The following is a 24,802-nucleotide window of genomic DNA, read 5'->3' on the forward strand; positions in this document are numbered from 1 at the left end:
GAGGCTCTTTACAGGTTGGTGAGGCTTCATCAAAGCCGCAGGTTCGATGGGTCAAGCTCGAATTTGTCCATACCCAATTTGTCCATGATTGCTGGCAAAACTTGGTGAATGACGCGCATGCCAACGAGCAATTCGTTCATGTAGATGTCCGGGTGCAGTCGCGATTCATGGACCCCAAGGCTCTCAGCTTCTGCGTCTGCCCCTAAGCTGCCATGCGTTCCATAGACAAGTTCGAGCAGTTCTGCCCGCAGGGGAAGCCCCGCTTGGAACGCCTTCTCCTTCACGAAAGTCAGCCATTCCGTATAGGACTTGATTGTTTCGTACTTAAACTCACTGAACCTTGTCGCGAGGGCAGGAGGCTCTTCGATTTTGGACGCAGCAAGTTCCATAAGACAAGGCTCGATGTCACATGCGGGAGAGTCGTAAAGCTCTAGTTCTTCAATGAGATGGTCGACGTAGGCTGCGTAGAACCCATAGACATCCGTGTATGACTTATAGATCGCCATGATGAGCGCGACATGTGGCTGGGAAAATATGTCGTCCAGACACTCATCCAGCGCATCACTGTCCTGATAGTCAAACTCCAGCTCTGATGGGAAGGGCTTGGGAATCTCGACGCCCATCTGCTGAAGAACGTGGAAGGTGTGCCAATTCAAAAGATCGGCTTCTTCCTCCTCTTCTAGTCGATAGGTGTGATATCCCGTTTCCGCCTGCTGGACCGCCATATCGGCCAAATATCGCAGCAACAACGCCCATTTCTCTGCGTCGCGCACCGACCCAGCCAAGAGCACAAAGTCGGGATCGTTGCTTCCGATACCGGCCAACTCAACCAGCTTTGTGCTCATGTCCATCGAGATGTACTCGCCGTTTTTCCACTTGCTGATCTGTGCGGGCGAGACACCAAGGCGGAGTGACAACTCCTTCTGGCTGCAGCCCTGATGGGCGAGTGCCAGGGTAATCAGTGACGTTGTGCTCATGCGGGTTCCTTGGTAATAATTTACTTAATTCTATTCGTATTAAGTAAATTTTCTCCTAATCGAAATGACAGAAGTGCGCCGCGAATGCGCTGACCAGCAGTCCGCATATCCATTGCCAGCGCTACGGCGGCTTGGAGCAAAGTGAACCCAGAACAGCGGCGAAAACCGCAGTGGTCCCGTGTGCATCGGTTCCATCGCATCCAGCGCCAATGCAAGGTCAGACGTGTTTGTTATCGCGACGTATTGGTACTGCAAGGATGAGGTGAACGCCTGGCGCACCAGCGCTTCCTGCTACTTTTTCGCCAACGTGCTGTGGTTGCCGTAACCCCGCCGCAATACCACCCGCCAAAACTGCGCGACCACGCGCTGCTGATGGACCGCGCCACCTTTACCGCCCACCACAACCTGGCCGTGGCTGATCCGGTGCATGCCCCCGAGACCATTGCAGACACATGGACACCCGAAGAGGCCGCGTTGAACGCGCAACTGCGTGCGCAAGCCAAGGGGCGGCTGGAGCAGGAGTTTGTGTCCGCAGACACCGTGCACCGCGCTGAGCGCACCTTGACCGAGGAAGCGGGTTGAATAGTGAATAGGCCTCTATGAACCGGAAGCATCCGTGTGGGCTGCGCTGATCGCCGCCCTGCAGTGAGCTTCGACAGGCTGAGCGTGAACGATCCCAGTGGCTTCATGCCAATCCACGGGCACAATCCCACCCCATGCGTTCCCCCATCGCCATCGTCGACGTAGACTGCCTGGACACCTGGACCCGCTACCGCGCGGGCCTGTGCGACACCTGCGCGGCCAACTGCTGCACCATGCCGCTGGAAGTGCAGCTCTCGGACCTGGTGCGGCTTGAACTGGTGGACCCGTTCGAGGCCGAGCATGAAGAAATCCGCCACATTGCCAAGCGGCTGCAAAAGGCGCGGCTGATCGACCACTTCAACCACAAGAACGCGGTCTTCACGATGGCGCGGCGGGCCAGTGGGGACTGCAATTTTCTCGACCCCAAGACGCGGCTGTGCACGGTGTATGACAAGCGGCCCGAGACCTGCCGCCTGCACCCGCAAAAGAAGAGTCCCAAGCCGGGTTACTGCGCTTATGGGGCGCGGGATCTGCAGCGGCGGGGTTGACTACATACAAGCGCTGAGGTGTCTCGCATCTCTCATCTGCGCAAGCCCGCCGCCTTCTGAAACCGTCGACCCCCATGGTCACGCCATGTCGCGCAGCTCGCGGCGCAGGATCTTGCCAACACTGGACTTGGGCAGGGCCTCCACAAACACGATCTGCCGGGGCACTTTGTAGGGGGTGAGCGCAGCGCGGCAGTGGGCTGCGATGTGGTCTGCATCCACCGGTGGCGCGTTACCCGCCGCGCGCACCACATACAGTCGCAGCGCCTCGCCCGTCTTCTCGTCTGGCACGCCGATGCAGGCGCATTCCAGCACGCCGGGGCAGGCGGTGGCCACGGCTTCGACTTCGTTGGGAAAGACGTTGAAGCCCGAGACGATGACCATGTCCTTCTTGCGGTCCACGATCTTGAGAAAGCCGCGCTCGTCCAGCTGGCCGATGTCGCCGGTGCGGAAGTAGCCGTCGGGGGTGAAGGCGGCGGCGTTGGCCTCGGGCTGCTGCCAGTAGCCGCCCATGACCTGGGGGCCTTTCACGCAGACCTCGCCGGGCTGGCCCAGGGGCACGGGGTGGCCCTGGTCGTCCAGCAGCAGCACGTCGGTGGAAGGCAGGGGCAGGCCGGTGCTGCCGCTGAAAGCCGTGACCGATGCGGGGTTGAAGGCCACCACGGGACTGGTCTCGCTCAGGCCGTAGCCTTCGCGGATGAACTGACCGGTGATGGCCTGCCAGCGGGCAGAGACCGAGGGCAGGATGGCAGCGCCGCCACCGCCCGCCAGCCGCAGGTTGGAGAAGTCCACGCCCTGCGTGCCGGGGTGCACCGCCAGCCCGGCGTACAGCGTGTTGACGCCCATGAACACGCTGGGGCGCGCAACCTTCAACACGTCAATCAGCCCGTCCAGGTCACGCGGGTTGGGCACCAGCCAGTTGCGTGCGCCCACCGCAAAGTAGCTGATCAGGTTCACCATCAGCGCGAAGATGTGATACAGCGGAATGGCGGTGACGATGACTTCTTGCGCGGGGCGCAGGGCATCGGGTACGAAGGCCTTGAACTGCTCCACGTTGGCCACCAGGTTGCGGTGCGTGAGCATGGCGCCCTTGGACAGGCCTGTGGTGCCCCCGGTGTACTGCAGGAACAGCAGGTCGCTCCCCTCCAGCACGGGCGGCGCAAAGGGCAGGGTGGCGCCTTCGGCCAGGGCGCGCGCAAACGAGGTGGTGGTGTGCAGGTGGGCATCCAGCGGCGGCCCGGGCAGGTCGGCTGCGGTGCCGTCGCCGGGCGCCACGGTGATGATGCTGTGCAGTTCCACACGATCCTGGATGGCGGCCAGGGTGGCGGTAGACCCTGCATAGATCACCATCACCCTCGCTCCTGCGTCCTGTAGCTGGTGCTCCAGCTCCCGCGGGGTGTAAAGCGGATTCACGTTCACCTGCACACAGCCCGCGCGCGCAATGCCGAGCATGGCGATGGGAAACGCCATCAGGTTCGGGCACATCACGGCGATGCGATCGCCCTTGCGCACGCGCAGCACGTTCTGCAGGTAGGCCGCAAACGCGCGGGATTGCTGGTCCACATGTGCATAGGTCAGCGTCTGGCCCAGGCAGGTGAATGCGGGCCGGTGCGCATACCGCTGCATGGCGGCACACAGCAGGTGCACGATGCTGGGATGGCTGTCGGGATCGATGTGGGCAGGGATGGCGCCATAGCTGGCCAGCCAGGGTTGGGGGGACATGGTGAATCGGTCCTCGTGGGGGGTGGAGCAACAGCGTGCGGGCAGGCTCAGCGCACGGCCTTGGCCAGTGCCGCAAAGGCTTGCCGGTCCAGCGCGTGGGTGAAGGCGGTGTTGGGCACCGGGTGCGTGGAGAACTTCACCACCACCAGCTCGGCCGCCGGGTTGATGTGGATGTGCTGGCCCATCAGGCCCTTGGCTTCAAAGGTGCCATCGGCATCGTGGGGTATCCACCACTGGTTGTGGTACGAGTAGCCCGCGCGCATGGCCGTGCCCGGGGCCTTGCTGAACTGGGCGGGGTCGGCCCCTTTGCGCAGCTCGGCAATGGTGGCGGGCGAGACGATCTGCTGGCCGTTGAAGCGGCCGTTGGATCGCAGCATCTCGCCCAGACGGCCCAGGTCACGCAAAGTGGCGTTCACGCCCACGCTGGTGGCCTGGCCGCCGCTGGCATCGGCAAACACATACGCGTCCTCCTGCGTGCCCAGCTTGGACCAGATGCGCTCGGACAACAGCGTGGCGTAGCTCTTGCCAGTGACGCGCTGCAGCAGCCAGCCCAGCACTTCCGTGTCCACCGACTTGTAGGCAAACGCGGTGCCGTGCTCGCCGTCCTTCTGCACGGTGGGCAGGTGCTCGGCCATGCTCTTGGCACTGTTGCTGCCGGGGCGCGCAGGCTGCAGGCCCGCAGCGGCCAGGTACTGAAAGACACCGGAGGTGGGGTCCGCAAAGTCTTCGGCGTATTTGACGCCGGTGGTCATGTCCAGGGTCTGCTGCACGGTGGCATCGGCCCAGGCGCTGTTGGCCAGCTCGGGCAGGTAACGCACGATGCGCGCACTGGGGTCGATGGCGCCTTCCTGGATGAGTTCGGTCACCAGCAGCCCCACCAGCGATTTGCTCATGGACCACAGCACATGTGGCTGCTGCGGCTGCATGCCGATGTGATAACGCTCATACACCACCCGGCCCCGGTGCAGCACCAGCAGAGCGTCGGTGTAGGTGGCCTTCTGCCAGTCGGCCAGCGTGGTGGGCGCGCCCTTGTCGTCGGCAAACGCCAGCGTGTCGGGCAAGGCACGCGGCGCTGCGGGCAGTGCGCTGGGCGCTGCTGCACCGCGCCAGATGGTGGCCGTGGGCCCCAGTTCGCGCAGGTGCTGCGCGGCCCAGCGCACGTTGGGGTACTTGAGGATGTTGGCCAGGCGCACGACCTTGTCGGGCGCCGGGGGGAAGCCCTGCATCAGCTGCAGGGTCACAGGGTTGGTGGCGTCCGGCGGCGGCAGCTGCGGAGCCTGGGCCTGGCTGGCAGGCGCGGCCCCCAGCAGGGTGCAGGCCAAGGCGACGGCGGTGAAGGAAGGGGTGAGGTGGCGATGAAAAGAGCGCATGGTGAGAAGGCCTCGGTCAAGAAACGTGGGATAGGGAAGAACAAAAAAGGACACGGAATCGGTCGGGCCGATCAGCCCCGCGCGGCCAGCAAGGTGCGGATCACGCCCTCGGTGCGCTCGTACTCGCCTTCGCCAAAGTGCTTGTAGCGAATGCGGCCTTGCGCATCGATCAGGTAGGTGGCGGGCCAGTACTGGTTGCTGTAGGCCTTCCAAGTGCCGTAGCGGTTGTCCTGTGCCACGGGGTGCTTCACGCCATGGCGGCGCATGGCGGCTTCCACGTTGGCGGTCGGGCGCTCAAACGGAAACTCTGGCGTGTGCACCCCCACCACGGTGAGCCCCTGGGGCGTGTACTGCTCGGCCCAGCGGTTCACATGGGGCAGGGTGCGGATGCAGTTGATGCAGGCGTACGTCCAGAAGTCCACCAGCACCACGCGGCCCCGCAACTGCGCCAGGCTCAGCGGTTCGGAGTTGAGCCAGCGCTCGATGCCGGTGAACTCGGGCGCAGCGCCCAAGTCGGGCAGCGCTGCGGCGGGGCTGGCGGGGCCCGCCGCGTACGCCAAGCCAGGGGCCGCCAGCGCAGCGGCCATCGACGCCAGGAAAGCGCGGCGCTCGGAAAAGCGCGATGAAGAGGGGTGCAATGTCATGGTGAAAGCTCCTTGCAATCGGTGGAGTGCGCCCCTTACAGGCCGCCCCAGCCCGAGGGATAAAACTGCGTAAGCCAGGCGGTGATCTGCCCATCCACCTCCCACAGCATGGCCAGCGCGATGGCAATGACCACCACGCCAAACACCTGCTGCACGCGGTGTGCGTGGCGCGCAATGCGCCGCACATGGGTGGCCGCGGCCTGGCCGCCGTAGGCAATGGCCAGCATGGGCAGTGCTGCGCCGGTGGAATACGCGAGCAGCAGTAGGGCGGTGCCCACCCCCGGTGGCTCGGTAGCGATGAGGGTGAGGATGGAGGCGAGCACCGGCCCGGCGCAGGGTGTCCAGACCGCGCCCAGGCTCAGGCCGAGCAGCAGTCCGCCCCAGTTGCCGCCCCCGCTGCCCATGCCCAGGCTGGCCATGCGGTTGAGCACGCCGCCTGCATGTTGGCTGAGCCACTGGAACGGCCGGGGCCACACCGTGAGCACGCCAAACACCAGCAGCATCACGGCGGCAAGCCGGCGCAGGCCTTCCTGAGACACACCCAGCACCTGCGTGAAGCTGCTGAACAGCAGGGCCACGGCCGCGAACGACAGCGCAAAGCCCAGGGCAATGAACAGGGGGCGTGTGCGCCGCGCTGAGTCGGCGCCGCTCACCGAGGCCCCCAGCACCACTGGCAGCATGGGCAACACGCAGGGCGCCCCCACCGTGAGCATGCCGGCAGCCACGGCCAGCCAGGGCGAGGTGGTGGCCATGGTCATTGCCCGCTCCCCTGCTCGGCCGCCGGGCGGCGCCACACCTGGGTTTTGCCGAACAGCGGAATGCCCACGTACGCGTGCACCAGCAGTTGTTCCGGCTCGGCCGGCGTCAGGTTGACGCGGTAGGTCTTGGCGTTCTCGCGGTTGTAGATTTCGCCCTGGTACTCGCTGCTGCCGCCCTCCGCCGGGCGCAGGCCCGACAGCAGGGTCATGCCCAGCGCAGGCCGCGCGTCGGCCGCCGCCATGTCGGCGCCCGGCGCGCTCATGGAGCGGTTGGCCAGCACGCGCACCACCTTGCCACACAGGGCGTTGCCACCAGCGGGATTGCAAGGAGCGATGTTCACTTCCAGATTGCCGCTCTCGGTGATCCAGCGACCCAGGGGGGCTTTGGGGTGGGCGGTGCCCGGCGCTGGTGCCACAGCGGCTGGCGGCGCTGCCGCAGCCTCTTGCGCGCTGGCTGCCTGCGCCAGGCCCAGGGTCAGCAGGGCGGTCACGGCGATGAATGGTTTCATGGCAAGGTCCTCGTGAAGTTCAGGAAGACCTCATTGAAGCCAGCGCAGGTATCGGCGATTTGTCTGGCCAGGGGCTTTTGGTATGCGCGCTTGTCGATGCATCGGGCAGACAAGTTGAGATACATATCTGCCCACCCAGCCCGTACCGCTGCACCACCAAAGCCCGGACAATGGCCGCCATGACGACGCCCGCTCCCGACCACATCCTGATCGTCGATGACGACGCCGGCATCCGCGAACTGGCCGCCGAGTACCTGCAGCGCCAGGGCCTGCAGGTGAGTGTGGCCGCCGACGGGCGGCAAATGCGCGAGGTGCTGGCCACGCAGCGCATCGACCTGCTGGTGCTGGACCTGATGCTGCCGGGCACCGATGGCATCGCACTGTGCCGCGAGCTGCGCAGCCCCGGCGCGCCGCCGCTGCCCATCATCATGCTCACTGCACGCAGCGACGAGGCGGACCGCATCCTGGGCCTGGAGCTGGGTGCGGACGACTACCTGACCAAACCCTTCGCCGCGCGCGAGCTGCTGGCACGCATCCACGCGGTGCTGCGGCGCACGCGCATGCTGCCGCCCAATCTGGCCAAGGCCGAGCCCGCGCGCCACCTCACGTTTGGCGACTGGCGGCTGGACACCACCGCACGCCACCTGCTCGATGCCACGGGCGCAGTGGTGGCGCTGTCGGGCGCCGAATACCGCCTGCTGCGTGTGCTGCTGGACCACCCGCAGCGCATCCTCACACGCGACCAGCTGCTGCAGCTCACACAGGGGCGCGATGCCGATGTGTTCGACCGCTCCATCGACCTGCTGGTGAGCCGTGTGCGCCAGCGGCTGGGCGACGGCGCGCGGGGCTCGCGCTACATCAAGACCGTGCGCAACGAAGGCTATGTGTTCTGCGCCGATGTGCAAACTGCGGCAGCAGTCGCAGGAGCTGCGCCATGACGTCGCGCTGGTGGCCGCGCTCTTTGTTCGGGCGCATTCTGCTGGTGATGGCACTGGGCCTGGCGTTGGCGCATGCGCTGACGTTTGTGCTGGCGTTCACCGAGCGCAGCATGACCATGCGGCGGGCCATGGTGTCGTATTTCGCCAGCGACGTGGCCAGCTCGGTCGCCATGCTGGAACGCCTGCCTGCCACCGAGCGCGCACAGTGGGTGGACCGGCTGGCGCGCCGCAACTACCGCTTTGCACTGGCCGAACCGCTGGACGCACCTGCCGACCCGTCCCAGCTGGCCCGCCTCGTTGCCAGCGCTGTGGCGGCCACACTGCCCACTGACCGCCCGATGCAGGTGATCGACCCCCATGTGCCGGGCATCGAGCTGCGGCTGCAACTGCGCCTGGCCGACGGTACGCCCCTGGCCGTGGACATGGACGAGCCCCGGCTGCAGATATCGCCCTGGGTGCTGGGCGCGCTGGCACTGCAGCTGGCGCTGCTGGTGGGCCTGTGCGCGTGGGCCGTGCGTGCAGCCACGCGGCCCCTGAGCACGCTGGCCGATGCGGCCGATGCGCTGGGCGCCGACCGCCCCACCGTGCCGCTGGCTGAAGACGGCCCGCGCGAAGTGGTGCGCGCCGCCGTTGCCTTCAACCATATGCAGCAGCGCATCCAGGCACATCTTCAGGAACGCATGCAGATCCTGGCCGCCGTCTCGCACGACCTGCAAACACCCATCACCCGGCTGCGCCTGCGCGCGGATCTGCTGGACGACACCACGCTGCGCGACAAGCTGCACACCGACCTGGCCGAAATGCAGTCGCTGGTGGAAGAGGGCATTGCCTACGCGCGCTCATCGCAGGCCGTGCGCGAGCCCCCGCAGCGCGTGGACCTGCGCGCGCTGGTGGAGAGCATTGCGCGCGACTACGCCGATGCCGGCCTGCCGGTACAAGTGCTGCAGGCAGTGGATGTGACCTGCGACACCCGCCCCCAGGCCCTGCGCCGCCTGCTGTGCAACCTGGTGGACAACGCGCTCAAGTTTGCGGGTGCCGCCGAGCTGACGCTGGAGGCAGAAAGGCCAGGCCAGTGCCTGGTGCGCGTCATCGATCATGGGCCCGGCATCCCCCCGGCGGACCTCGCCGCCGTGCTGCAGCCCTATGTGCGGCTGGAAGATTCGCGCAACCGGGGCACCGGTGGCACCGGTCTGGGCCTGGCCATTGCCAGCGAGCTGGCCAAGGCCCTGGGCGGCCGCCTGGTGCTGGGGCCGCGCGCGGACGGCGCGCAGGGGCTGGAGGCGCGGGTAGAGCTGCCAGAAGCGCTCCCGGCATAGGCATGCGCACCAGCGCCGCTGCTACAGTGGCCGCTACGTGGACTCTCAAAAGGGCAACGCCGTGGACACACCTGTCAGCACCCCGCAGAGCGAGATCAGCGCCAGCAACCCACGCATCCGCGTCGGCATCGGCGGCTGGACCTTCGAGCCCTGGCGCGGCAGCTTCTACCCCGCAGGGCTTGCGCACAGCAGGGAGCTGCAATACGCCAGCCGACAGCTCACGGCGATCGAGGTCAACGGCACCTACTACAGCACCTTCAAACCACCCACCTTTGCCAAATGGCGCGATGAAACGCCCGAAGGCTTTGTGTTCTCACTCAAGGCCAACCGCTTTGCCACGCACCGGCGCGTGCTGGCGGACGCGGGCGATTCGATCGCGCGGTTTGTCGACAGTGGCATCTCGGAACTGAAGGACAAGCTCGGGCCCATCGTGTGGCAGTTCATGCCCACCAAGGCGTTTGAGCCGGGCGACTTCGAGGCCTTTCTGGCCCTGCTGCCGCAGCAGGTGGAGGGCCTGCGCCTGCGCCACGCGCTGGATGTGCGCCACAAGAGTTTTGCGACGCCAGCGTTTGTGGCGCTGGCGCGACGGTATGGCTGCGTGCCTGTGTACACCGACTCCAACCAATTTCCCGCCATCGCGGATGCAGAGGCCGACTTTGCCTACCTGCGGCTGATGCGCAGCCAGGCCGATGTGCCCACGGGCTACACCGCCGATGCGATTGCGCAATGGGCACAGGGCGTGCGCACCTGGACCAGCGGCGACCGGCCACGCGATGCGTTTGTGTACTTCATCAACGGCGCCAAAGAGCGGGCGCCGGCAGGGGCGATGGAGTTGCTCAGGCAGCTGAGCGCTACACCGTCTCGCGCTGCGTGAAGCCCTGCGGGGCCGCGCCGCCATCGGGCACATTGCCTACCACCACGCGGTCCACCCGCGCATGTGCTGGCCCCTGGTGCGCCCAGTCGATCAGCGCCAGCACGGCGGGTTCCGGGCCCCAGGCGCAGGCCTCCACGCGGCCATCCTGGCGGTTGCGCACCCAGCCCGTCACGCCCAGTCGATTGGCGGCCTGCGCCATGGACCAGCGGTAGCCCACGCCCTGCACCTGGCCGGTGATCAACAGATGGCGGGTGATGGTGGAGTGGGGTTCTGCGTTCATGGGGGGCACTGTAGCGCGCTCCTTGTGGGGAGCCCGCTCCAGGGGCACACTGCCAGCAACACCGCACCACATGACCACCACCGCCCCCAAGGCCCTGCCCACCATCGACCCCCAGCGCTGCACCGGCTGCGGCTGGTGCATTGCGGTGTGCCCGCCGCATGTGCTGTCGCTGCAGGTGTTGGGCACGGGGCCCTGGGGCCCCAAGTGCTCCACCCTGCACGATGCGCCCGGCTGCACCGGGTGCGCGTTGTGTGCGGTGCGCTGCCCATTCGATGCGATCCGCATGGTGCGGGTGGCGGCCACCCAGGCCCGATGAGGCCGTTGCGCCACAGGCTCACACAGGCGCACACAGATGCGCATAAGCGCGTACAGGCGGGTTGACAGGCCCCGGCCTGCATCCGGTACACTGCGCTCTTCATGTCGTTCACCTCTCTCCCCATCACCACCGCACGCGCCGCTGCCTTCCAAGGCATGGGCATGATGCCGCCCGCACTCACGCGGGCCAATGGTGAACAGCGGGCACTGGGTGCACGAATGATTACCACCATTACCACCGCGGCCACCTGAGCACGCGCAGGTGGCCGTTTCGGCAGCCACCTGGTGATCGCTCTCTTCTCCCCCAAGACGAATGCACGAAACCCAGCTCTGGCAGCTGGGTTTTTTTGTTTGTTCGTTAGCCGGAGAAGTCCATGTACCGCGATCCCGTCCAGTCCCTCGAAGCCCCGTTGTTGCCGTCGTCCGCCACGGCCATGCGCCCCCTGCGCGTGGGCATGATTGGCATTGGCACCGTGGGCGCAGGCACCTTCCGCGTGCTGGCGCGCAACCAGGCGCTGATTGCGGGCCGTGCGGGCCGCGGCATCAAGCTGGTGGTGGTCTGCGCCCGCAGCCTGGCCCGCGCCATGAGCTTGGTGGGCAAGGATGTGGCGCTGACCAACGACCCGATGCAGGTCGCCACGCACCCCGACGTGGATGTGCTGGTGGAGGCCGCTGGCGGCACCGGCCCCGCACGCGACTGGGTGCTGGCCGCCATCCGTGCGGGCAAACATGTGGTCACGGCCAACAAGGCGCTGCTGGCCGAGCATGGCAACGAGATCTTTGCCGCCGCGCGCCAGCACGGCGTGGCCGTGGCGTACGAAGGCGCGGTGGCGGTCAGCATCCCCATCGTGAAGGCGCTGCGCGAGGGCCTCACGGCCAACCGCATCGAGTGGGTGGCGGGCATCATCAACGGCACCACCAACTTCATCCTGAGCAAGATGCGCGACGAGGGTGTGGGCTTTGCCGAAGCGCTGGCCCAGGCCCAGGCGCTGGGCTACGCCGAGGCCGACCCGACGTTTGACATCGAGGGCATCGACGCGGCGCACAAGATCTCGCTGCTGGCGGCCAATGCGTTTGGCATGCCGGTGCGGTTTGCCGATGCGCAGGTGGAGGGCATCACCGCACTGCAGGGCCTGGACGTGGCCTGCGCCGAGCAACTGGGCTTTCGCATCAAGCTGCTGGGCGTGGCCAAGCGGCGCAAGGAGGGTGACTCGGAAGGCAATGTGGAGGGGGTGGAACTGCGCGTGCAGCCCGCGCTGGTGCCCGCCACACATTTGCTGGCGCATGTGAACGGGTCGATGAACGCCGTGATGGTGAAGGGCGATGCGTCGGGCGTGACGATGTACTACGGCGCGGGTGCGGGGTCGGAGCAGACCGCGTCGGCCGTGATTGCGGACTTGGTGGACGTGGCGCGGCTCGATGGCACCCACGCGGCGCAGCGCGTGCCACACCTGGGCTTCCACCCCCAGGCCGTGGACGAGCAACTGGCAGTACTGCCCCGCGCGGCCGTGCACACACGCCACTACCTGCGCGTGCCGGTGCACAGCGCGCAGCAGATCGAGGCCGTGGGCGCCTGGCTGGCTGCGCAGCACGTGCCGGTGCTGCAGGTGGCACTGGCGCATGACAAGGCCTTGCCCCCCGGCAGCGGCCCCCAGGTGCTGGTGCTGACCGATGCCGTGGCGCAGTCCACCGTGGACCTGGCCGTGTTTGCACTGGCGGCGCACCCTGCGGTGGCGGGGCCGGTGGTCACGCTGCGGGTGGAGACGCTGGAGGGGTGAAGGGCACCTGAAAACGTGTTAGCACGAGGTTTTGGCGCCAAAACGGGCTGTAGCGCTAGTGCACCATGCCTGAGATGCTATCAATTTTGATAGCCCCTTCCGGTCGCAGCCATCACGCCATCAACCGGCCCAGCACCAGCGCCGCCATGTCCTCGGCCGTGCTGGTGCCCTCTGCCATCAGGCCCTGCACCACACCGGCGCGATCGGTGTCGGTGCGGTTCTGGCTCACCTTCCAGATGCCCTCCCAGCGCTCCACCGCCAGCTCGATGCCCACGATGGCGCGCAGCAGCTTGTCGATGTAGTCGGGCGGCGCGTCGTCGATGCGCCAGGGGTCGGCGCGGTGGGCCTCGTGCTGCTCGCTCAGGGCGTGCAGGATGCCGCGCAGGCGTGCGGGGTCGTCAAACGCGCTTAAAGCGCCGTGGGCGTGCACGGTGGCGTAGTTCCAGGTGGGCACCTGCTTGCCGTCCAGGGCTTTCGATGGATACCACGAGGGCGACACATAGGCCTGCGGGCCGTGGAACACCGCCACCGCCTGCTGGGGCAACAGCGGCCACAGCGCGTTGGCGCGCGCCACATGGCCGATGAGCGTGCCCTGCGGGCCGCGCGCCGGGTCCAGGTACAGCGGGATGTGATTGACGTGTTGCGCGCCTTCGTGCGCAATGACCAGTGTGGCCAAAGGCTGGGCACGTACCAGGGCTTGCTGGGCGGCGGCATCGGCCACCTGAAACTGCCGGTTGGGGTTGGCCATGTCAGCCCCCTTCCACTTCAAGCACCGGGGCGCAGTCGATCTGCGTCTTGACCGAGTTGGCCAGAAAACACGATGTGTGGGCGCGATGGTGCAGGTCGTCCAGCTGGGCAGCGCTGGGCACGTGCGCTGCGTCAAAGCGCGTGACGGGCCTCAGCTGCACATGGGTGACCACCAGCTGGCCCTCGGCGTTCTTGGCCATGGTGCCCACGGCCGCGTCGGCATAGTGGTTGAGCCGATAGCCCGCACGACTGGCGAAGTCCATGAACCACAGCATGTGGCAGCTCGACAGCGCGGCGACATAGGCTTCTTCCGGGTCCACCGCCGCCGCGTCGGAGTACGGCAGCGGCACCACATGGGGCGACGACGACGCGGCCACGGTGGCGCCGCCGTCAAACTGCCAGGTGTGGGCACGGTGGTAGCGCTTGTCCAGAAAGTCGTCGGTGCCACGGGACCAGGTGATGGTGGCGGTGTGCTCGGCCATGGGGTGCTTTCAAGAGGATCGGACCCGTTAGGGGGCCCGGGTTTCTACAATGGTTCTTCAGTTTATGAGTGCGTCACCCCATTGAAAGGGCCAATTTGTGCCCAGCCCCGGAACCAATCGAACCACTGCCACCCTGCGCCAGCAGGTGTATGCGCAACTGCGCCGCGCCATCGAGCAGGGCAGCCTGCGCGCGGGCACCCGCCTGCCACCCTCGCGCGAGCATGCGGCCAGCCTGGGCGTGTCGCGCAACACCGTGCTGTGGGCCGTGCAGCGCCTGCAGGCCGAGGGTTATGTGGAAGCCCGCGTGGGCGACGGCACCTATGTGTCGCAGGCCGTGGCCGCCACATTGCCTGCCCCGCAAGGCCTGGTGGCGCCGCCCCGGGGCCTGTCTCGCCGGGGGCAGTTGATAGCCGACACGGCGGCGCGCTGGCGCCCGCCCCTGGCGGCGGCCAAGGCGTTTCGCATTGGCGCCCCCGAAGTCGCCACCTTTCCGTTTGCGCTGTGGGACCGCCTGACACGCCAGGCCAGTTCAGGCCAGCGCAGCCACCGCGCGCAGTACCTGGACCCGGCTGGCGACCCCGACCTGCGCCAGGCCGTGGCGCAATGGCTGTGGGCTTCGCGCGGCATCCGCTGCGATGCGGCGCAGGTGGTGGTGTGCTCGGGCTCGCAGCAGGGCATTGACCTGATTGCGCGGCTGCTGCTGGACGTGGGCGACGAGGTGCTGGTGGAAGACCCCGGCTACCCCGGCATCCGCGCCAGCCTGCTGGGCCACGGCGCGCTGGCGCGGCCGGTGGACATGGATGGAGACGGCCTGCGCATCGACACCGCTGCGGCGCAATGGCCGAACGCGCGCATGGCCGTCGTCACACCCACGCACCAGTTCCCCACCGGCGCGTGCATGGGCCTGGCGCGAAGGCAGGCGCTGCTGCAGTGGGCGCGCACACATGACGCCTGGGTGGTCGAGGACGACTACGACGGCGAGTTCCAGTACGGCAAGAACGATGGCAAGGCCCAGCGCGTGCCCGCGCTGTGCAGCCTGCCGGGCTCGGAGCGCGTGCTGTACGTGGGCACCTTCAGCAAGACGCTGCACCCCGGCCTGCGCCTGGGCTTTGTGGTGGTGCCGCCCGCGCTGGTGGAGGCCTTTGCCATGGCCCGCGCCATCACCGACCGGCACGCACCCGGCGACACCCAGGCGGTGCTGGCGCGCTTCATTGCCGAAGGCCACCTGCTGCGACACCTGCGGCAGATGCGCGAGCTGTACCTGCAGCGGCAGCACACGCTGCGCACCGCACTGGCCGAGGCCAGCAACGGCGCCTGGCAACTGGCCACCAGCGATCGTGGCATGCACCTGCTGCACGAGGTGGCACCCGGCACCGACGACGAAACCCTGAGTCGCCAGGCGCTGGCGGCGGGCGTGATGCTGGCGCCGCTGTCGCGCTATGCGATGCAGTCGGCCCGCCGGGGCTGGCTGTTGGGCTATGCGGGGTTTGATGATGCAGAGATCCGCGCAGCCGCTCGCGTGGTGGGCGGTCTCGTGCGTCAGCGGTGATGCGGGCGCTGGTGCTTCACCACGCGCCGGGCTGCGGGGCCAGGGCCGTGCCAAGGCCCTCCGTCTGAACCACAGCCTGCGGCTGCACCTTGCGCCACCAGTGCGTGGACAGCGCGGGCGCGCCGATGTCCAGCCGCTCGCCCATGATGGGCGCCACCAGCGGCACCTGCGCTGCCGCTGCGAGCGCGGTGATGCGCTCGAACGGCTCCACCCACGGGTGCAGCGACAGGTCAAACGTGCCGTTGTGGATGGGGAACAGATGGCGCCCCTTCACGTCCAGATGGGCCTGCAGGCTCTCCTCGGGGTGCATGTGGATGTCGGGCCAGTCGGCGTTGTAGGCGCCCGTTTCGATCAGCGTCAGATCGAACGGGCCGAACCGCTCGCCAATGGCCTTGAAGCCGTCGAAGTAGCCCGTGTCGCCACTGAAGAAGACGCGGACTTGGTCAGCGCCTTGACCCGCGATCAGCACCCACGAGGCCCACAGCGTGCTGTTGCCGTCCGACAGGCCCCGGCCCGAGAAATGCTGCGCAGGCGTGGCCACCAGCTGCAGCCCGCCGATGGTGGTGCCCTGCCACCAGTCCAACTGCTGCACCTTGGCCGCCGGCACGCCCCAGGCGATGAGCCGGTCGCCCACGCCCAGCGGTGTGATGAAGTGCTCCACCTTGGGCGCGAGTTTCTGGATGGCAGCGTAGTCCAGGTGGTCGTAGTGGTCGTGCGACAGGATCACGCCGGTGATGGGCGGCAGCTCGTCAATCGTGATGGGCGGCGCGTGAAAGCGCTTGGGCCCCATGAACTGGAACGGCGAGGCGCGCTCGGAAAACACCGGGTCGGTCAGCCAGAACTGGCCGTTGATCTTGAAGAGCAGGGTGGAGTGCCCCAGGCGCCACAGGCTCAGGTCGGGCGCGGCCAGCAGGTCTGACCGCATCACCGCGTACACCGGCACGGGCTGGCGCGGCACCGAGTCGTCGGGCTTGCCGGTGGCAAAGCGCCACATCACCTGCAGCGTCTTGAGGGCGCCCAGCGCATGGCGGGGTGCCACGTTGCGAAATTTGCCACCCGCAAACTGCGGCGACTGTTCATAGGCGGCCACCGGCTGGGCGGCGCGGGAAAAGAGGCTGTAGGCCATGGCGATCAGTACAACAAAGGCGACACAAAGTGCCGGGAGCAGACGGCGGCGGCGGGCGATGGAGAGTGACACCGGATCTGCGACATAGAAATTACACTGCACAGTGTAGTTCACTTTTTAGAAAAGTAAACTACCCGGTGTAAAATTTGCCCATGATCGCCTCCCAGCCCACCCCTCGCCTGACCGACCGCAAGCGCGATGCCATCGTGCAGGCCGCCATCGGCGAGTTCCGCGAACACGGCTTCAACGGCACCAGCATGGACCGCGTGGCCGCAGCGGCGGATGTGTCCAAACGCACGGTGTACAACCACTTCCCAAGCAAGGAAGAACTGTTCGAAGCCATCCTGCTGCTGATGTGGGAGCGCAGCCAGTCACCCGACGAACTGGCCTACACCCCCACACGCCCGCTGCGCGACCAGCTGCTGGAGCAGCTGGCGCAAAAGATGCGCCTGCTCAACGACGCGAGCTTCATCGACCTGAGCCGCGTGGCCATGGCCGACATGATGCACACCCCCGAGCGCGCGCGCGGCATCACCGCCAAGCTCTCGGCCAAGGAAGAGGGCTTGCCGCGCTGGTTGCGCGCGGCCCAGCAGGATGGCCGCCTGAGCGCCACCATGGATGTTCCCTACGCCGCGCAGCAACTGCAGGGCATGGTCAAGGCATTTGCGTTCTGGCCCCAACTGGCCATGGGCCAGCCACCTTTGAGCGCCGCACAGCAAGCGCAAGTGGTAGGGGATGCGGTGGACATGTTCCTGGGGTTCTACGCCGCGCCCACCCAGAAGGCCAAGGCCCCCGTAAAAAAATCCCAGGCTGGAAGCACGGGCAAGGCAGCGGCAGCCCCTGTTGCCACCTCTGCGAAACCTGCCCCTCGCCGCGCCCCAGCGCGCTGACCCACGCCACCACCCTGGCCAGCAAACCAGCGTGAGGTGCAATTTGCACTACGCTCGCCCGTTCTTTCCACGCAGCCTGACACCAAGATGCCCCTCGCTCCCTACCTCGACACCGCCCCGGTCCTGGACACCGGCGTTTTCATCCACGACTCTGCCCAGGTCATCGGCGACGTCACGCTGGGCCGCGACAGCTCGGTGTGGTGCAACGCCGTGCTGCGCGGCGATGTGAACCGCATCACCGTGGGCGTGTGCAGCAACGTGCAAGACCTGACCATGGGCCATGTGTCGCACCGCAACGCCAGCAAGCCCGAAGGCTCGCCGCTGGTCATCGGCGACTACGTCACGGTGGGCCATTCGGTGATCCTGCACGGCTGCCGCATCGGCAACGAATGCCTCATCGGCATGGGCTCCATCGTGATGGATGACGCCATCATCGAAGACCGCGTGATGCTGGGCGCAGGCAGCCTGGTCTCGCCCGGCAAGGTGCTGGAGAGCGGTTACCTCTACATCGGCCGCCCTGCGGTGCGCCAGCGCGCGCTCACCGATGCAGAGATTGCGTACCTGAAATATTCAGCCGAGCACTATGTGCGGGTGAAGAACAACTACCAGGGATGACCTGCATCACTCCCTGCGGTCTGTGATAGCGCGGTCTCAGGCAGTCCGCTGCGTTGCTTTTCTTGCCAATAGCCCGCTATTGGCTGCAAAAAGACGCCTTGCGGCCTGTCCTGATCCGCACTACCACCGACTCGCGAGGGTGATGCAGGACATCCCTAGCGGCACACCCCACGCGGCTGCGGTGCCCCCGGCGCCCCCCACCCACCAGGGATAAAGCCGGGCCGGGATAATCGGGGGTTCCACGACCCCTGCGGCGGCACCGCATCGCCCCATTGCCTGTTTCCACCATGTCTGCCGTCGCCCCCGCCTCACCCGCCCAGCGCGTCCTCTCCGTCATCCCCCCGATGACGCAGCTGAACACGCCGTACCCCTCCACCGCCTACCTCACGGGCTTTCTGCGTTCGCGGGGGGTGACGGCGTTCCAGGAAGACCTGGCATTGGCGCTGGTGCTGCGCCTGCTCTCGCCCGAAGGGCTGCGCGCGGTGGCGGCCCAGGTGGATGCGCTGCCCGCCAAAAAGCAGAGCCCCGCCGTGCAAAGTTTTGCGGCGCAAAAGGACCGCTACCTCGCCACCATCGGCCCCGCCATTGCCTTCTTGCAAGGCCGCGACAGCACGCTGGCGCACCGCATCGTGGGGCGGAACTACCTGCCCGAGGGCCCGCGCTTTGCCACGCTGGATGTGTATGTGGATGACGAAGGCGGCGACCCGCTGGGCTGGGCTTTTGGCGCGCTCGGCCTGACGGACAAGGCCAAGCACCTGGCCACGCTGTACCTGAACGACCTGGCCGATGTGCTGCGCGACGCGGTGGACGAGCGCTTTGAGTTTGTGCGCTATGCCGAATCGCTGGCCGGCAGCCAGCCCACGTTTGACCCGCTGGCCCAAGCACTCGCTGCGCCGCCCACGCTGGTGGACGAGTTGCTGGAGCAGCTCACGCACGAAGCGATTGCCCAGCACCAGCCCAGCGTGGTGCTGCTGTCCGTGCCGTTCCCGGGGTCCGTGTATGCGGCGTTCCGCATTGCGCAGGCCATCAAGGCGCGGCACCCGCACATCGCCACGGTGCTGGGCGGCGGCTTTGTGAACACCGAGCTGCGCGAGCTGGCCGACCCGCGTGTGTTCGACTTCTTTGATTACGTGACGCTGGACGCGGGCGAACGCCCATTGCTGGCGCTGCTGGAACACCTGCGCGGCGAGCGCGGCCGCCAGCGCTTGGTGCGCACCTTCGTGCGCGGTGACGATGGCGCGGTGCAGTACATCAACATGATGGAAGCCGACATCGCCTTTGCCGAGGTGGGAACGCCCACCTGGGACGGCCTGCCGCTGGACCGCTATCTATCGCTCCTGGACATGCTCAACCCCATGCACCGCCTGTGGAGCGACGGGCGCTGGAACAAGCTCACTGTGGCGCATGGCTGCTACTGGAAGAAGTGCAGCTTTTGCGACGTGAGCCTGGACTACATCAGCCGCTACGAAGGCGCCAGCGCCGCCGTGCTGGCCGACCGCATCGAGCAGATCGTGCGCGAGACGGGACAGACCGGCTTTCACTTTGTGGACGAAGCCGCACCGCCCAAGGCACTCAAGGCGCTGGCTACCGAGCTGATCGCGCGCAACGCAGGCATCAGCTGGTGGGGCAATGTGCGGTTTGAAAAAACCTTCACCCCCGACCTGGCCGAGCTGCTGGCCGACAGCGGCTGCATTGCGATCTCGGGCGGGCTGGAGGTTGCATCGGACAGGCTCCTGCAGCTCATGAAAAAAGGTGTGTCGGTGGACCAGGTGGCGCGCGTGACCCGGGCTTTCACCGACGCGGGCATCCTGGTGCATGCGTACCTGATGTACGGCTTTCCCACCCAGACCGTGCAAGACACGGTGGACGCGCTCGAATACGTGCGCCAGTTGTTCGCCAACGGCTGCATCCAGAGCGGGTTCTTCCACCGCTTTGCCTGCACCGTGCACTCGCCCGTCGGCAAAAACCCCGAGGAATACGGCGTCACGCTGGCGCCCCTGCCGCCCGGCGACTTCGCCAAGAACGACGTGGCCTTCATCGACCCCACGGGCGTTGACCACGACGCGCTGGGCGGCGCGCTCAAGAAGGCCATCTACAACTACATGCACGGCATTGGTCTGGAAGAAGACGTGCGCACGTGGTTCCCGTTCAAGGTGCCCAAGACGACGGTGCGGCGCGACCGGATCGAGCGGGCGCTGCGCGAGCGGGGGTGAATGCAACAGGCGATAAATCGGCCACCTTCAACGAAAGTGGCCGCTAGCGCTTTCTGTATAAGCGCTGATAGCTATCAATAACGAAGCATTCACAAGGCGATCAACGCTTTTGCTTCTGGTAAGCCTTGTCGGCCGGTGGTCCCCGATCGGTGTCTTGCAACCCACGCTGCAGGTCACGGTAGGCCTGCTCGATTTGCGCGTCGGGCTTGCCATGGGTCATGTCCACCGACTCGTCACGCTCATGGGGCAGCTTGGGCTTTTCTTCCTTCGCGGCAGACTGCCCTGCCTTCAGCGGTCCCTGCGTGTCGGGGCCGGGGGCCTGGCGTTTGGTGGTGTCGACGGAAGGTTCGGGGCCGGTGGGGGCGGGGGTGGGTTCGTCGAGGTTGGTGTTGCGGGGCATGGGGTCTCCTGGGTGGGAACCGCAGCGGGTCCCGTCCTGTGGATCGTAGAAACGCCCCCCTCGTCGCCATGTAGGCCCAGAGGCCATCTACCCGACGGGCGATGGAGACGGCGCACACACGCCCTTGGCGCGGCGGCCCCCCCAAGCCATGCGACACTACTGTATGTCTCAACAGGTGTGGGCCGCACAGGCCCTTGAATCTTTCGATGCGGTGGTGTCGGCCACCGAGGGTTTTCGCAGCCGTGCTGGCCAGCGGCTGATGGCACAGCAGGTGGCACGCACGTTCAGCAGCGCCACGCTGGGCAAGGTGGATGAAGAAAGTGGCGAGGCCGCGCCCACGCGCTCCATTGCCGTTATCCAGGCGGGCACAGGCGTGGGCAAGTCGCTGGCGTACTGCGCACCCGCCATTGCGCTGGCGCTGTCGCGCGGCACGCGGGTGTTGATCTCTACCGCCACGGTGGCGTTGCAAGAGCAGCTGGTCAACAAGGACCTGCCCGCACTGGCCGCACTGCTGCCCCAGCCCTTCAAGTTTGCGCTGGCCAAGGGGCGCGGGCGCTATGTGTGCAAGCTCAAGCTCGACCGCCTGGCGGGCACGGGCGAGGCCGAGGAAGAGGCCGACGACGACCTGTTTGCCGAGGAGGAAGCCGCCGCCCGCGCCAAGCGCCCCCGGCATGAGACCGAGGCGCGCATCCAGTTCTATTCGACGATGGCGCAAACCTTGTCGAAAGGCGCCTGGGATGGTGACCGCGACAGCCTGGACACGCCGCCCGAGCCCGAGGTGTGGAGCCCCGTGGCAGCCGAGGGCGCATCGTGCACCGGCAAACACTGCCCGGCTTTCAGCCAGTGCACCTACTACGACAAGCGCAAGGAGCTGGTGGGTGCGCAGGTGATCGTGGCCAACCACGATTTGCTGCTGTCATCGCTGGGCGCGCGCGTGTTGCCCGAGCTCGACAACTGCCTCCTGGTGCTGGACGAAGCCCACCACCTGCCCGCCACGGCGCTCGACCAGTTTGCGTGCAGCATGGACCTGTCGCGCATCACCTGGATCGAGCGGCTTGCCAGCCGGGGCCTGCGCATTGGCGCACTGCTGGAGGTCGAAGAGATTGCCGACATCCCCAAACATTCGGCCCAGCTGCGGCAGACGCTGCAGGACCTGGCGCGCATCGTGATGGATGTGTACGGCGCCCAGCTCAAGAGCCAGCCCAGCGCCTGGGGCCCGGCGCGCGTGCGCGTGCCACGCGGCGAATTGCCAGAGCAATTGATTGCCCCGCTGGGCCTGCTGGCCGCCAGTGCCGAGGGCTTTCTCGATGCCCTGCGCGCCATCAGCAAAGCCCTGCGCGCCGAGATGCGCGACAAGCCCGACGAGGCCAAGCGCCTGTCCACGCTGTATGCACAAATTGGCATGCTGGCCCCGCGCCTGGAAGAGCTGCACGCCACGGCCCAGTTGCTGCTGCAGGATGCGCCCGAAGGCGCGGTACCGGCGGCCAAGTGGTTCACGCTGGAGGTGGATGGCGACTTCATCGTGGTCAAGGCGCATGCCAGCCCCATCCTGCCCGGCACCACGCTGCGCAACCACCTGTGGAGCGCGGTGCGCGGTGCGGTGCTGACCTCGGCCACGCTCACCAGCTGCGGGCACTTTGATTTCTTCTTGCGCGAGGCGGGCCTGCATGGCGATGAAGCCACCACCACGCTGGAGGTGCCCAGCCCCTTCAACTACGCCGCGCAGGGCACGCTGATTGCCGCCGAAACCCGGGCGGACCCCAAGAACGCCGCGCAGTTCACCACCGAGATGGTCAATGCGCTGCTGCACGACATTGCCCGCGTGGAATACGGCGCGCTGGTGCTCTTCACCTCGCGCGAACAGATGCGACAGGCCGTGGACGCGCTGCCCACCGCCATGCGCAGCGTGGTGCTGGTGCAGAACGCGCTGCCGCGCACGCAGCTGCTCAAGCGCCACCGCGAGCGCGTGGAGAACGGCGAGCCCTCGGTCATCTTTGGCATGCAGTCGTTTGGCGAGGGGCTGGACCTGCCCGGGCGGCTGTGCGAGTCGGTGTTCATTACCAAGCTGCCCTTTGCCCCGCCCGACGACCCAGTGGGCGAGGCCCGCGCCGAGTGGCTGCGCGCCGTGGGGCGCGACCCGTTCAGCGAACTGGTGGTGCCCGCCACCGCCATCCGCCTGGCGCAATGGGTGGGCCGCGCGATCCGCACCGAAGAAGACATGGCGCATGTGTACTGCTACGACAAGCGCCTGACGCGCACGAGCTACGGCCAGCGGCTGCTCAAAGGGCTGCCGCCGTTTGCGCTGGAGCAACGCGCGCCGCTGTGAAGCGGCGACACTTTGCGCACCGATTTCACAACCACTACAACAACGACAGAGAGGACCCCACCATGCCCCACACCACCCCTGCCTGCCCCCAATGCGGCCTGGAGAACACTTACCCCGATGGCAGCAACTATGTGTGCCCCGACTGCGCTTTTGAATGGCCGCAAGTGGCCGATGCTGCCGAGTCCGATGCCGCAGAAGCAGGCGACGGCGTGGTGCGCGATGCCAACGGCAATCCACTCGCAGACGGCGACGCGGTGATCCTGGTGAAAGACCTCAAGGTCAAGGGTTCGTCGTCCACGCTCAAGAAGGGCACCAAGATCAAGAGCATCCGCCTGGTGGATGGTGCCGATGGCCACAACGTGGACTGCAAGACGGACCTGGGCAGCATGCTGCTGAAGTCGGAGTTCTTGAAGAAGGCCTGATGGAGGAGGGCGGCGCCCCTGTGTCAGACAACCGCCCACAGGCATCGGCGTTCCCCGCCGACGCCCTGGCCGCCCCGTGGTGCCTAGAGTCAATCGATTGCAGTGCCCGCACTCTTCGATTGATTCCCTACCACCTGCTGGAGGCCCCATGCACCCCAACTCCCCCGCCCACGACACCTTGTGGAAGCTCATCAAGGACATCCGTTTTGGCATGCTCACGCACCGCACGTCCACAGGCATGCTGCACGCGCACCCGCTCACCACACAAAACCGGCAGCTCGATGAACAGGCCGAGCTCTACTTCTTCATCTCCCAGTCGGGCGAGCTGTACGAACGCCTTTTGACCGATGGCGAGGTGAATGTGTCGTACGCCGACCCGGGCGAGGACCGCTATGTGTCCGTGTCAGGCCAGGCGCGTTTTGTGGACGACCGCGCGCTCAAGGAAGCCCTGTGGTCGCCCCCGGCCAAGGCGTGGTTCCCTGGCGGAGCGACCGACCCGGACCTGGCACTGCTGGTGGTGCGCGTTCGCCACGCCGAATACTGGAACGTGGACGAGAGCAAGATGGTGCAGCTGTTCCAGATGGCCAAGGCGGCCTTCACTGGCGAGCCGCCGCGCAGCCTGGGTGAACACAAGGAACTCACGCTGTTCTGAGCGCCTGTGGACGATCCCTCGGGATCGGCCTGCAGGGTGTGAGTTCAGCGCCGTTCCCCAGGGCGGTGCAGCATCTGCACCGCCATCCTGCAGGTCCCCGGGGCAAATTTCAGGCAAAACCGGGCGCTAGCGCTACGGAAACATGGCTTGTTTGCTACTATTTTGGTAGTAAACACATGCAGTACCTCCTGGGGCCCGTAGGCCCCATTCTTTTTGGGCAGCTCTTGCAAAGCAGCCAACCACCATCCATATTCCATCCATACACCATCTGCATGGATGTTTTTTGGAGTGCGCTTGATGAGCAACCTGATTCCCACCGCCCCCGCACGCAGCAAGGTGCCCGAGTCGGAGAAGGTCACCATCAACCTCGGTTTTGTGGACCTGGGCCACATTGACCTGCTGGTGTCCGAAGGCTTTTACGCCAACCGCACCGACTTCATCCGCACCGCCATCCGCAACCAGCTGACCGCCCAGAACGACGCGGTGCGCCAGGTGGTGGCCCGCAAGATGCTTGTGCTGGGACTGCAGCGTTTTGGCCGGGCCGAGCTGGAGGCCGTGTTGGCAGCAGGCCAGGCGCTGGAGATCCGTGTGCTGGGCCTGGCCAGCATCGACGACGACGTGCCGCCCGCACTGGCGCAGGCCACGATCGCCTCGGTGACGGTCTTGGGCGCGTTCCACGCCAGTGCAGCCGTCAAGGCCGCGCTGGCCGGGCGCATGCATTGAATCCGTACACAGACCGCAGCGCGTCGCCCGTGCCCGCACCCACCACCAA

The 24,802-nt window shown here is 66.6% G+C and carries 27 protein-coding genes and 1 pseudogene; 16 read left to right on the forward strand and 12 right to left on the reverse strand.

Features of this window, described 5'->3' with window-relative positions; all coding sequences use genetic code 11:
• Window positions 1-29: 29 nt before the first annotated feature.
• Together C8C96_RS03695 and C8C96_RS25105 are read right to left on the reverse strand one after the other, a co-directional pair.
• Window positions 30-977, reverse strand: coding sequence for a helix-turn-helix transcriptional regulator (locus C8C96_RS03695; RefSeq protein WP_121941463.1), 948 nt, complete (start codon window positions 975-977; stop codon window positions 30-32).
• A 183-nt stretch (window positions 978-1,160) separates the two neighbouring features.
• Window positions 1,161-1,343 (reverse strand): annotated as a pseudogene (locus C8C96_RS25105) (hypothetical protein); the annotation flags it as partial.
• 6 nt (window positions 1,344-1,349) lie between these two features.
• Here C8C96_RS25105 and C8C96_RS03705 point away from each other — a divergent pair.
• Both C8C96_RS03705 and C8C96_RS03710 read left to right on the forward strand, forming a co-directional pair.
• Entirely contained in the window at window positions 1,350-1,559 is a 210-nt protein-coding gene (locus C8C96_RS03705; RefSeq protein ID WP_121941464.1) for a Wadjet anti-phage system protein JetD domain-containing protein, read from the forward strand.
• A gap of 134 nt (window positions 1,560-1,693) precedes the next feature.
• A complete protein-coding gene (locus tag C8C96_RS03710) occupies window positions 1,694-2,107 on the forward strand; it encodes a YkgJ family cysteine cluster protein (RefSeq protein WP_121941465.1) in 414 nt (137 codons plus the stop codon).
• A gap of 78 nt (window positions 2,108-2,185) precedes the next feature.
• Here C8C96_RS03710 and C8C96_RS03715 read toward each other — a convergent pair whose 3' ends face one another.
• The 5 genes from C8C96_RS03715 to C8C96_RS03735 form a co-directional block, all read right to left on the reverse strand.
• On the reverse strand, window positions 2,186-3,826 hold the full coding sequence (locus tag C8C96_RS03715; protein WP_121941466.1) for an AMP-binding protein: 1,641 nt from the start codon (window positions 3,824-3,826) through the stop codon (window positions 2,186-2,188).
• Between the two features lie 47 nt (window positions 3,827-3,873).
• Window positions 3,874-5,196, reverse strand: a complete 1,323-nt coding sequence (locus tag C8C96_RS03720; RefSeq protein ID WP_121941467.1) for a serine hydrolase — start codon at window positions 5,194-5,196, stop codon at window positions 3,874-3,876.
• 71 nt (window positions 5,197-5,267) lie between these two features.
• On the reverse strand, window positions 5,268-5,840 hold the full coding sequence (locus C8C96_RS03725) for a thioredoxin family protein (RefSeq protein WP_121941468.1): 573 nt from the start codon (window positions 5,838-5,840) through the stop codon (window positions 5,268-5,270).
• 35 nt (window positions 5,841-5,875) lie between these two features.
• Complete coding sequence (locus tag C8C96_RS03730; RefSeq protein WP_121941469.1) at window positions 5,876-6,598, reverse strand: cytochrome c biogenesis CcdA family protein; 723 nt, start codon at window positions 6,596-6,598, stop codon at window positions 5,876-5,878.
• Window positions 6,595-7,107, reverse strand: a complete 513-nt coding sequence (locus C8C96_RS03735; protein ID WP_121941470.1) for a DUF2147 domain-containing protein — start codon at window positions 7,105-7,107, stop codon at window positions 6,595-6,597. The genes C8C96_RS03730 and C8C96_RS03735 overlap by 4 nt, the downstream gene beginning before the upstream one ends.
• Before the next feature lie 179 nt (window positions 7,108-7,286).
• Here C8C96_RS03735 and C8C96_RS03740 point away from each other — a divergent pair, with 179 nt between their 5' ends.
• The 3 genes from C8C96_RS03740 to C8C96_RS03750 all read left to right on the forward strand — a co-directional run bounded on the left by C8C96_RS03740 (window position 7,287) and on the right by C8C96_RS03750 (window position 10,235).
• A complete protein-coding gene (locus C8C96_RS03740) occupies window positions 7,287-8,045 on the forward strand; it encodes a response regulator (protein ID WP_116750215.1) in 759 nt (252 codons plus the stop codon).
• The gene (locus C8C96_RS03745; RefSeq protein WP_121941471.1) at window positions 8,042-9,361 is read left to right on the forward strand and encodes a HAMP domain-containing sensor histidine kinase; all 1,320 of its coding nucleotides are present in this window, start codon (window positions 8,042-8,044) and stop codon (window positions 9,359-9,361) included. Before C8C96_RS03740 ends, C8C96_RS03745 begins: the two co-directional genes overlap by 4 nt.
• Window positions 9,362-9,422: 61 nt before the next feature.
• Complete coding sequence (locus C8C96_RS03750; protein WP_233584144.1) at window positions 9,423-10,235, forward strand: DUF72 domain-containing protein; 813 nt, start codon at window positions 9,423-9,425, stop codon at window positions 10,233-10,235.
• Here C8C96_RS03750 and C8C96_RS03755 read toward each other — a convergent pair.
• The gene (locus tag C8C96_RS03755) at window positions 10,213-10,515 is read right to left on the reverse strand and encodes an acylphosphatase (RefSeq protein WP_121941472.1); all 303 of its coding nucleotides are present in this window, start codon (window positions 10,513-10,515) and stop codon (window positions 10,213-10,215) included. The two genes, C8C96_RS03750 and C8C96_RS03755, sit on opposite strands and share 23 nt — an antisense overlap.
• A gap of 70 nt (window positions 10,516-10,585) precedes the next feature.
• On the opposite strand from C8C96_RS03755, the gene C8C96_RS03760 reads away from it, so the two are divergent.
• The 3 genes from C8C96_RS03760 to C8C96_RS03765 all read left to right on the forward strand — a co-directional run bounded on the left by C8C96_RS03760 (window position 10,586) and on the right by C8C96_RS03765 (window position 12,608).
• A complete protein-coding gene (locus C8C96_RS03760; RefSeq protein WP_121941473.1) occupies window positions 10,586-10,831 on the forward strand; it encodes an ATP-binding protein in 246 nt (81 codons plus the stop codon).
• A gap of 101 nt (window positions 10,832-10,932) precedes the next feature.
• Window positions 10,933-11,082, forward strand: coding sequence for a hypothetical protein (locus C8C96_RS24835; RefSeq protein ID WP_156358827.1), 150 nt, complete (start codon window positions 10,933-10,935; stop codon window positions 11,080-11,082).
• A gap of 122 nt (window positions 11,083-11,204) precedes the next feature.
• Complete coding sequence (locus C8C96_RS03765; protein ID WP_121941474.1) at window positions 11,205-12,608, forward strand: homoserine dehydrogenase; 1,404 nt, start codon at window positions 11,205-11,207, stop codon at window positions 12,606-12,608.
• 112 nt (window positions 12,609-12,720) lie between these two features.
• Here the strand turns inward: C8C96_RS03765 and C8C96_RS03770 are convergent, their stop codons facing one another.
• Window positions 12,721-13,356 (reverse strand): FMN-binding negative transcriptional regulator, encoded by a 636-nt coding sequence (locus C8C96_RS03770; RefSeq protein WP_121941475.1) that lies wholly within the window; start codon window positions 13,354-13,356, stop codon window positions 12,721-12,723.
• Between the two features lies 1 nt (window position 13,357).
• A complete protein-coding gene (locus C8C96_RS03775) occupies window positions 13,358-13,837 on the reverse strand; it encodes an OsmC family protein (RefSeq protein WP_121941476.1) in 480 nt (159 codons plus the stop codon).
• Between the two features lie 97 nt (window positions 13,838-13,934).
• On the opposite strand from C8C96_RS03775, the gene C8C96_RS03780 reads away from it, so the two are divergent.
• Window positions 13,935-15,386: a PLP-dependent aminotransferase family protein gene (locus C8C96_RS03780; RefSeq protein ID WP_121941477.1), complete on the forward strand. Its 1,452-nt coding sequence runs from the start codon at window positions 13,935-13,937 to the stop codon at window positions 15,384-15,386.
• 16 nt (window positions 15,387-15,402) lie between these two features.
• Here C8C96_RS03780 and C8C96_RS03785 read toward each other — a convergent pair whose 3' ends face one another.
• Entirely contained in the window at window positions 15,403-16,512 is a 1,110-nt protein-coding gene (locus tag C8C96_RS03785; RefSeq protein WP_121941478.1) for an MBL fold metallo-hydrolase, read from the reverse strand.
• 152 nt (window positions 16,513-16,664) lie between these two features.
• Between C8C96_RS03785 and C8C96_RS03790 the strand changes: the two genes are divergently transcribed.
• The 3 genes from C8C96_RS03790 (at window position 16,665) to C8C96_RS03800 (ending at window position 20,230) form a co-directional block, all read left to right on the forward strand.
• Entirely contained in the window at window positions 16,665-17,402 is a 738-nt protein-coding gene (locus C8C96_RS03790) for a TetR/AcrR family transcriptional regulator (protein ID WP_121941479.1), read from the forward strand.
• Window positions 17,403-17,489: 87 nt separating this feature from the next.
• Window positions 17,490-18,017, forward strand: a complete 528-nt coding sequence (locus C8C96_RS03795) for a gamma carbonic anhydrase family protein (protein WP_055401191.1) — start codon at window positions 17,490-17,492, stop codon at window positions 18,015-18,017.
• Between the two features lie 344 nt (window positions 18,018-18,361).
• On the forward strand, window positions 18,362-20,230 hold the full coding sequence (locus tag C8C96_RS03800; protein ID WP_121941480.1) for a radical SAM protein: 1,869 nt from the start codon (window positions 18,362-18,364) through the stop codon (window positions 20,228-20,230).
• A 100-nt stretch (window positions 20,231-20,330) separates the two neighbouring features.
• Here C8C96_RS03800 and C8C96_RS03805 read toward each other — a convergent pair whose 3' ends face one another.
• A complete protein-coding gene (locus tag C8C96_RS03805; RefSeq protein WP_121941481.1) occupies window positions 20,331-20,630 on the reverse strand; it encodes a hypothetical protein in 300 nt (99 codons plus the stop codon).
• Window positions 20,631-20,793: 163 nt separating this feature from the next.
• Here C8C96_RS03805 and dinG point away from each other — a divergent pair, with 163 nt between their 5' ends.
• From dinG to C8C96_RS03825, 4 genes are all read left to right on the forward strand, one after another.
• Window positions 20,794-22,956 carry an ATP-dependent DNA helicase DinG gene (dinG, locus tag C8C96_RS03810; RefSeq protein ID WP_121941482.1) on the forward strand — a complete coding sequence of 721 codons (2,163 nt, stop codon included), beginning with the start codon at window positions 20,794-20,796 and terminating at the stop codon, window positions 22,954-22,956.
• A gap of 62 nt (window positions 22,957-23,018) precedes the next feature.
• Entirely contained in the window at window positions 23,019-23,378 is a 360-nt protein-coding gene (locus C8C96_RS03815; protein WP_116750216.1) for a zinc ribbon domain-containing protein YjdM, read from the forward strand.
• Between the two features lie 148 nt (window positions 23,379-23,526).
• A complete protein-coding gene (locus C8C96_RS03820; protein WP_121941483.1) occupies window positions 23,527-24,030 on the forward strand; it encodes a pyridoxamine 5'-phosphate oxidase family protein in 504 nt (167 codons plus the stop codon).
• A gap of 297 nt (window positions 24,031-24,327) precedes the next feature.
• Window positions 24,328-24,753, forward strand: coding sequence for a CopG family transcriptional regulator (locus C8C96_RS03825; RefSeq protein WP_121943858.1), 426 nt, complete (start codon window positions 24,328-24,330; stop codon window positions 24,751-24,753).
• Window positions 24,754-24,802 lie beyond the last annotated feature (49 nt).

Origin of the sequence: Acidovorax sp. 100 (assembly GCF_003688355.1) — a bacterium.
Taxonomy (GTDB): Bacteria; Pseudomonadota; Gammaproteobacteria; order Burkholderiales; family Burkholderiaceae_C; genus Acidovorax; species Acidovorax delafieldii.

What these genes read in the sequence shown, in the direction of transcription:
- C8C96_RS03695 (WP_121941463.1), bottom strand. Translation starts at nt 977, where the DNA reads ATGAGCACAACGTCACTGATTACCCTGGCACTCGCCCATCAGGGCTGC.
- C8C96_RS03705 (WP_121941464.1), top strand. Translation starts at nt 1,350, where the DNA reads ATGGACCGCGCCACCTTTACCGCCCACCACAACCTGGCCGTGGCTGAT.
- C8C96_RS03710 (WP_121941465.1), top strand. Translation starts at nt 1,694, where the DNA reads ATGCGTTCCCCCATCGCCATCGTCGACGTAGACTGCCTGGACACCTGG.
- C8C96_RS03715 (WP_121941466.1), bottom strand. Translation starts at nt 3,826, where the DNA reads ATGTCCCCCCAACCCTGGCTGGCCAGCTATGGCGCCATCCCTGCCCAC.
- C8C96_RS03720 (WP_121941467.1), bottom strand. Translation starts at nt 5,196, where the DNA reads ATGCGCTCTTTTCATCGCCACCTCACCCCTTCCTTCACCGCCGTCGCC.
- C8C96_RS03725 (WP_121941468.1), bottom strand. Translation starts at nt 5,840, where the DNA reads ATGACATTGCACCCCTCTTCATCGCGCTTTTCCGAGCGCCGCGCTTTC.
- C8C96_RS03730 (WP_121941469.1), bottom strand. Translation starts at nt 6,598, where the DNA reads ATGACCATGGCCACCACCTCGCCCTGGCTGGCCGTGGCTGCCGGCATG.
- C8C96_RS03735 (WP_121941470.1), bottom strand. Translation starts at nt 7,107, where the DNA reads ATGAAACCATTCATCGCCGTGACCGCCCTGCTGACCCTGGGCCTGGCG.
- C8C96_RS03740 (WP_116750215.1), top strand. Translation starts at nt 7,287, where the DNA reads ATGACGACGCCCGCTCCCGACCACATCCTGATCGTCGATGACGACGCC.
- C8C96_RS03745 (WP_121941471.1), top strand. Translation starts at nt 8,042, where the DNA reads ATGACGTCGCGCTGGTGGCCGCGCTCTTTGTTCGGGCGCATTCTGCTG.
- C8C96_RS03755 (WP_121941472.1), bottom strand. Translation starts at nt 10,515, where the DNA reads ATGAACGCAGAACCCCACTCCACCATCACCCGCCATCTGTTGATCACC.
- C8C96_RS03760 (WP_121941473.1), top strand. Translation starts at nt 10,586, where the DNA reads ATGACCACCACCGCCCCCAAGGCCCTGCCCACCATCGACCCCCAGCGC.
- C8C96_RS24835 (WP_156358827.1), top strand. Translation starts at nt 10,933, where the DNA reads ATGTCGTTCACCTCTCTCCCCATCACCACCGCACGCGCCGCTGCCTTC.
- C8C96_RS03765 (WP_121941474.1), top strand. Translation starts at nt 11,205, where the DNA reads ATGTACCGCGATCCCGTCCAGTCCCTCGAAGCCCCGTTGTTGCCGTCG.
- C8C96_RS03770 (WP_121941475.1), bottom strand. Translation starts at nt 13,356, where the DNA reads ATGGCCAACCCCAACCGGCAGTTTCAGGTGGCCGATGCCGCCGCCCAG.
- C8C96_RS03775 (WP_121941476.1), bottom strand. Translation starts at nt 13,837, where the DNA reads ATGGCCGAGCACACCGCCACCATCACCTGGTCCCGTGGCACCGACGAC.
- C8C96_RS03785 (WP_121941478.1), bottom strand. Translation starts at nt 16,512, where the DNA reads ATGGCCTACAGCCTCTTTTCCCGCGCCGCCCAGCCGGTGGCCGCCTAT.
- C8C96_RS03790 (WP_121941479.1), top strand. Translation starts at nt 16,665, where the DNA reads ATGATCGCCTCCCAGCCCACCCCTCGCCTGACCGACCGCAAGCGCGAT.
- C8C96_RS03795 (WP_055401191.1), top strand. Translation starts at nt 17,490, where the DNA reads ATGCCCCTCGCTCCCTACCTCGACACCGCCCCGGTCCTGGACACCGGC.
- C8C96_RS03800 (WP_121941480.1), top strand. Translation starts at nt 18,362, where the DNA reads ATGACGCAGCTGAACACGCCGTACCCCTCCACCGCCTACCTCACGGGC.
- C8C96_RS03805 (WP_121941481.1), bottom strand. Translation starts at nt 20,630, where the DNA reads ATGCCCCGCAACACCAACCTCGACGAACCCACCCCCGCCCCCACCGGC.
- dinG (WP_121941482.1), top strand. Translation starts at nt 20,794, where the DNA reads ATGTCTCAACAGGTGTGGGCCGCACAGGCCCTTGAATCTTTCGATGCG.
- C8C96_RS03815 (WP_116750216.1), top strand. Translation starts at nt 23,019, where the DNA reads ATGCCCCACACCACCCCTGCCTGCCCCCAATGCGGCCTGGAGAACACT.
- C8C96_RS03820 (WP_121941483.1), top strand. Translation starts at nt 23,527, where the DNA reads ATGCACCCCAACTCCCCCGCCCACGACACCTTGTGGAAGCTCATCAAG.
- C8C96_RS03825 (WP_121943858.1), top strand. Translation starts at nt 24,328, where the DNA reads ATGAGCAACCTGATTCCCACCGCCCCCGCACGCAGCAAGGTGCCCGAG.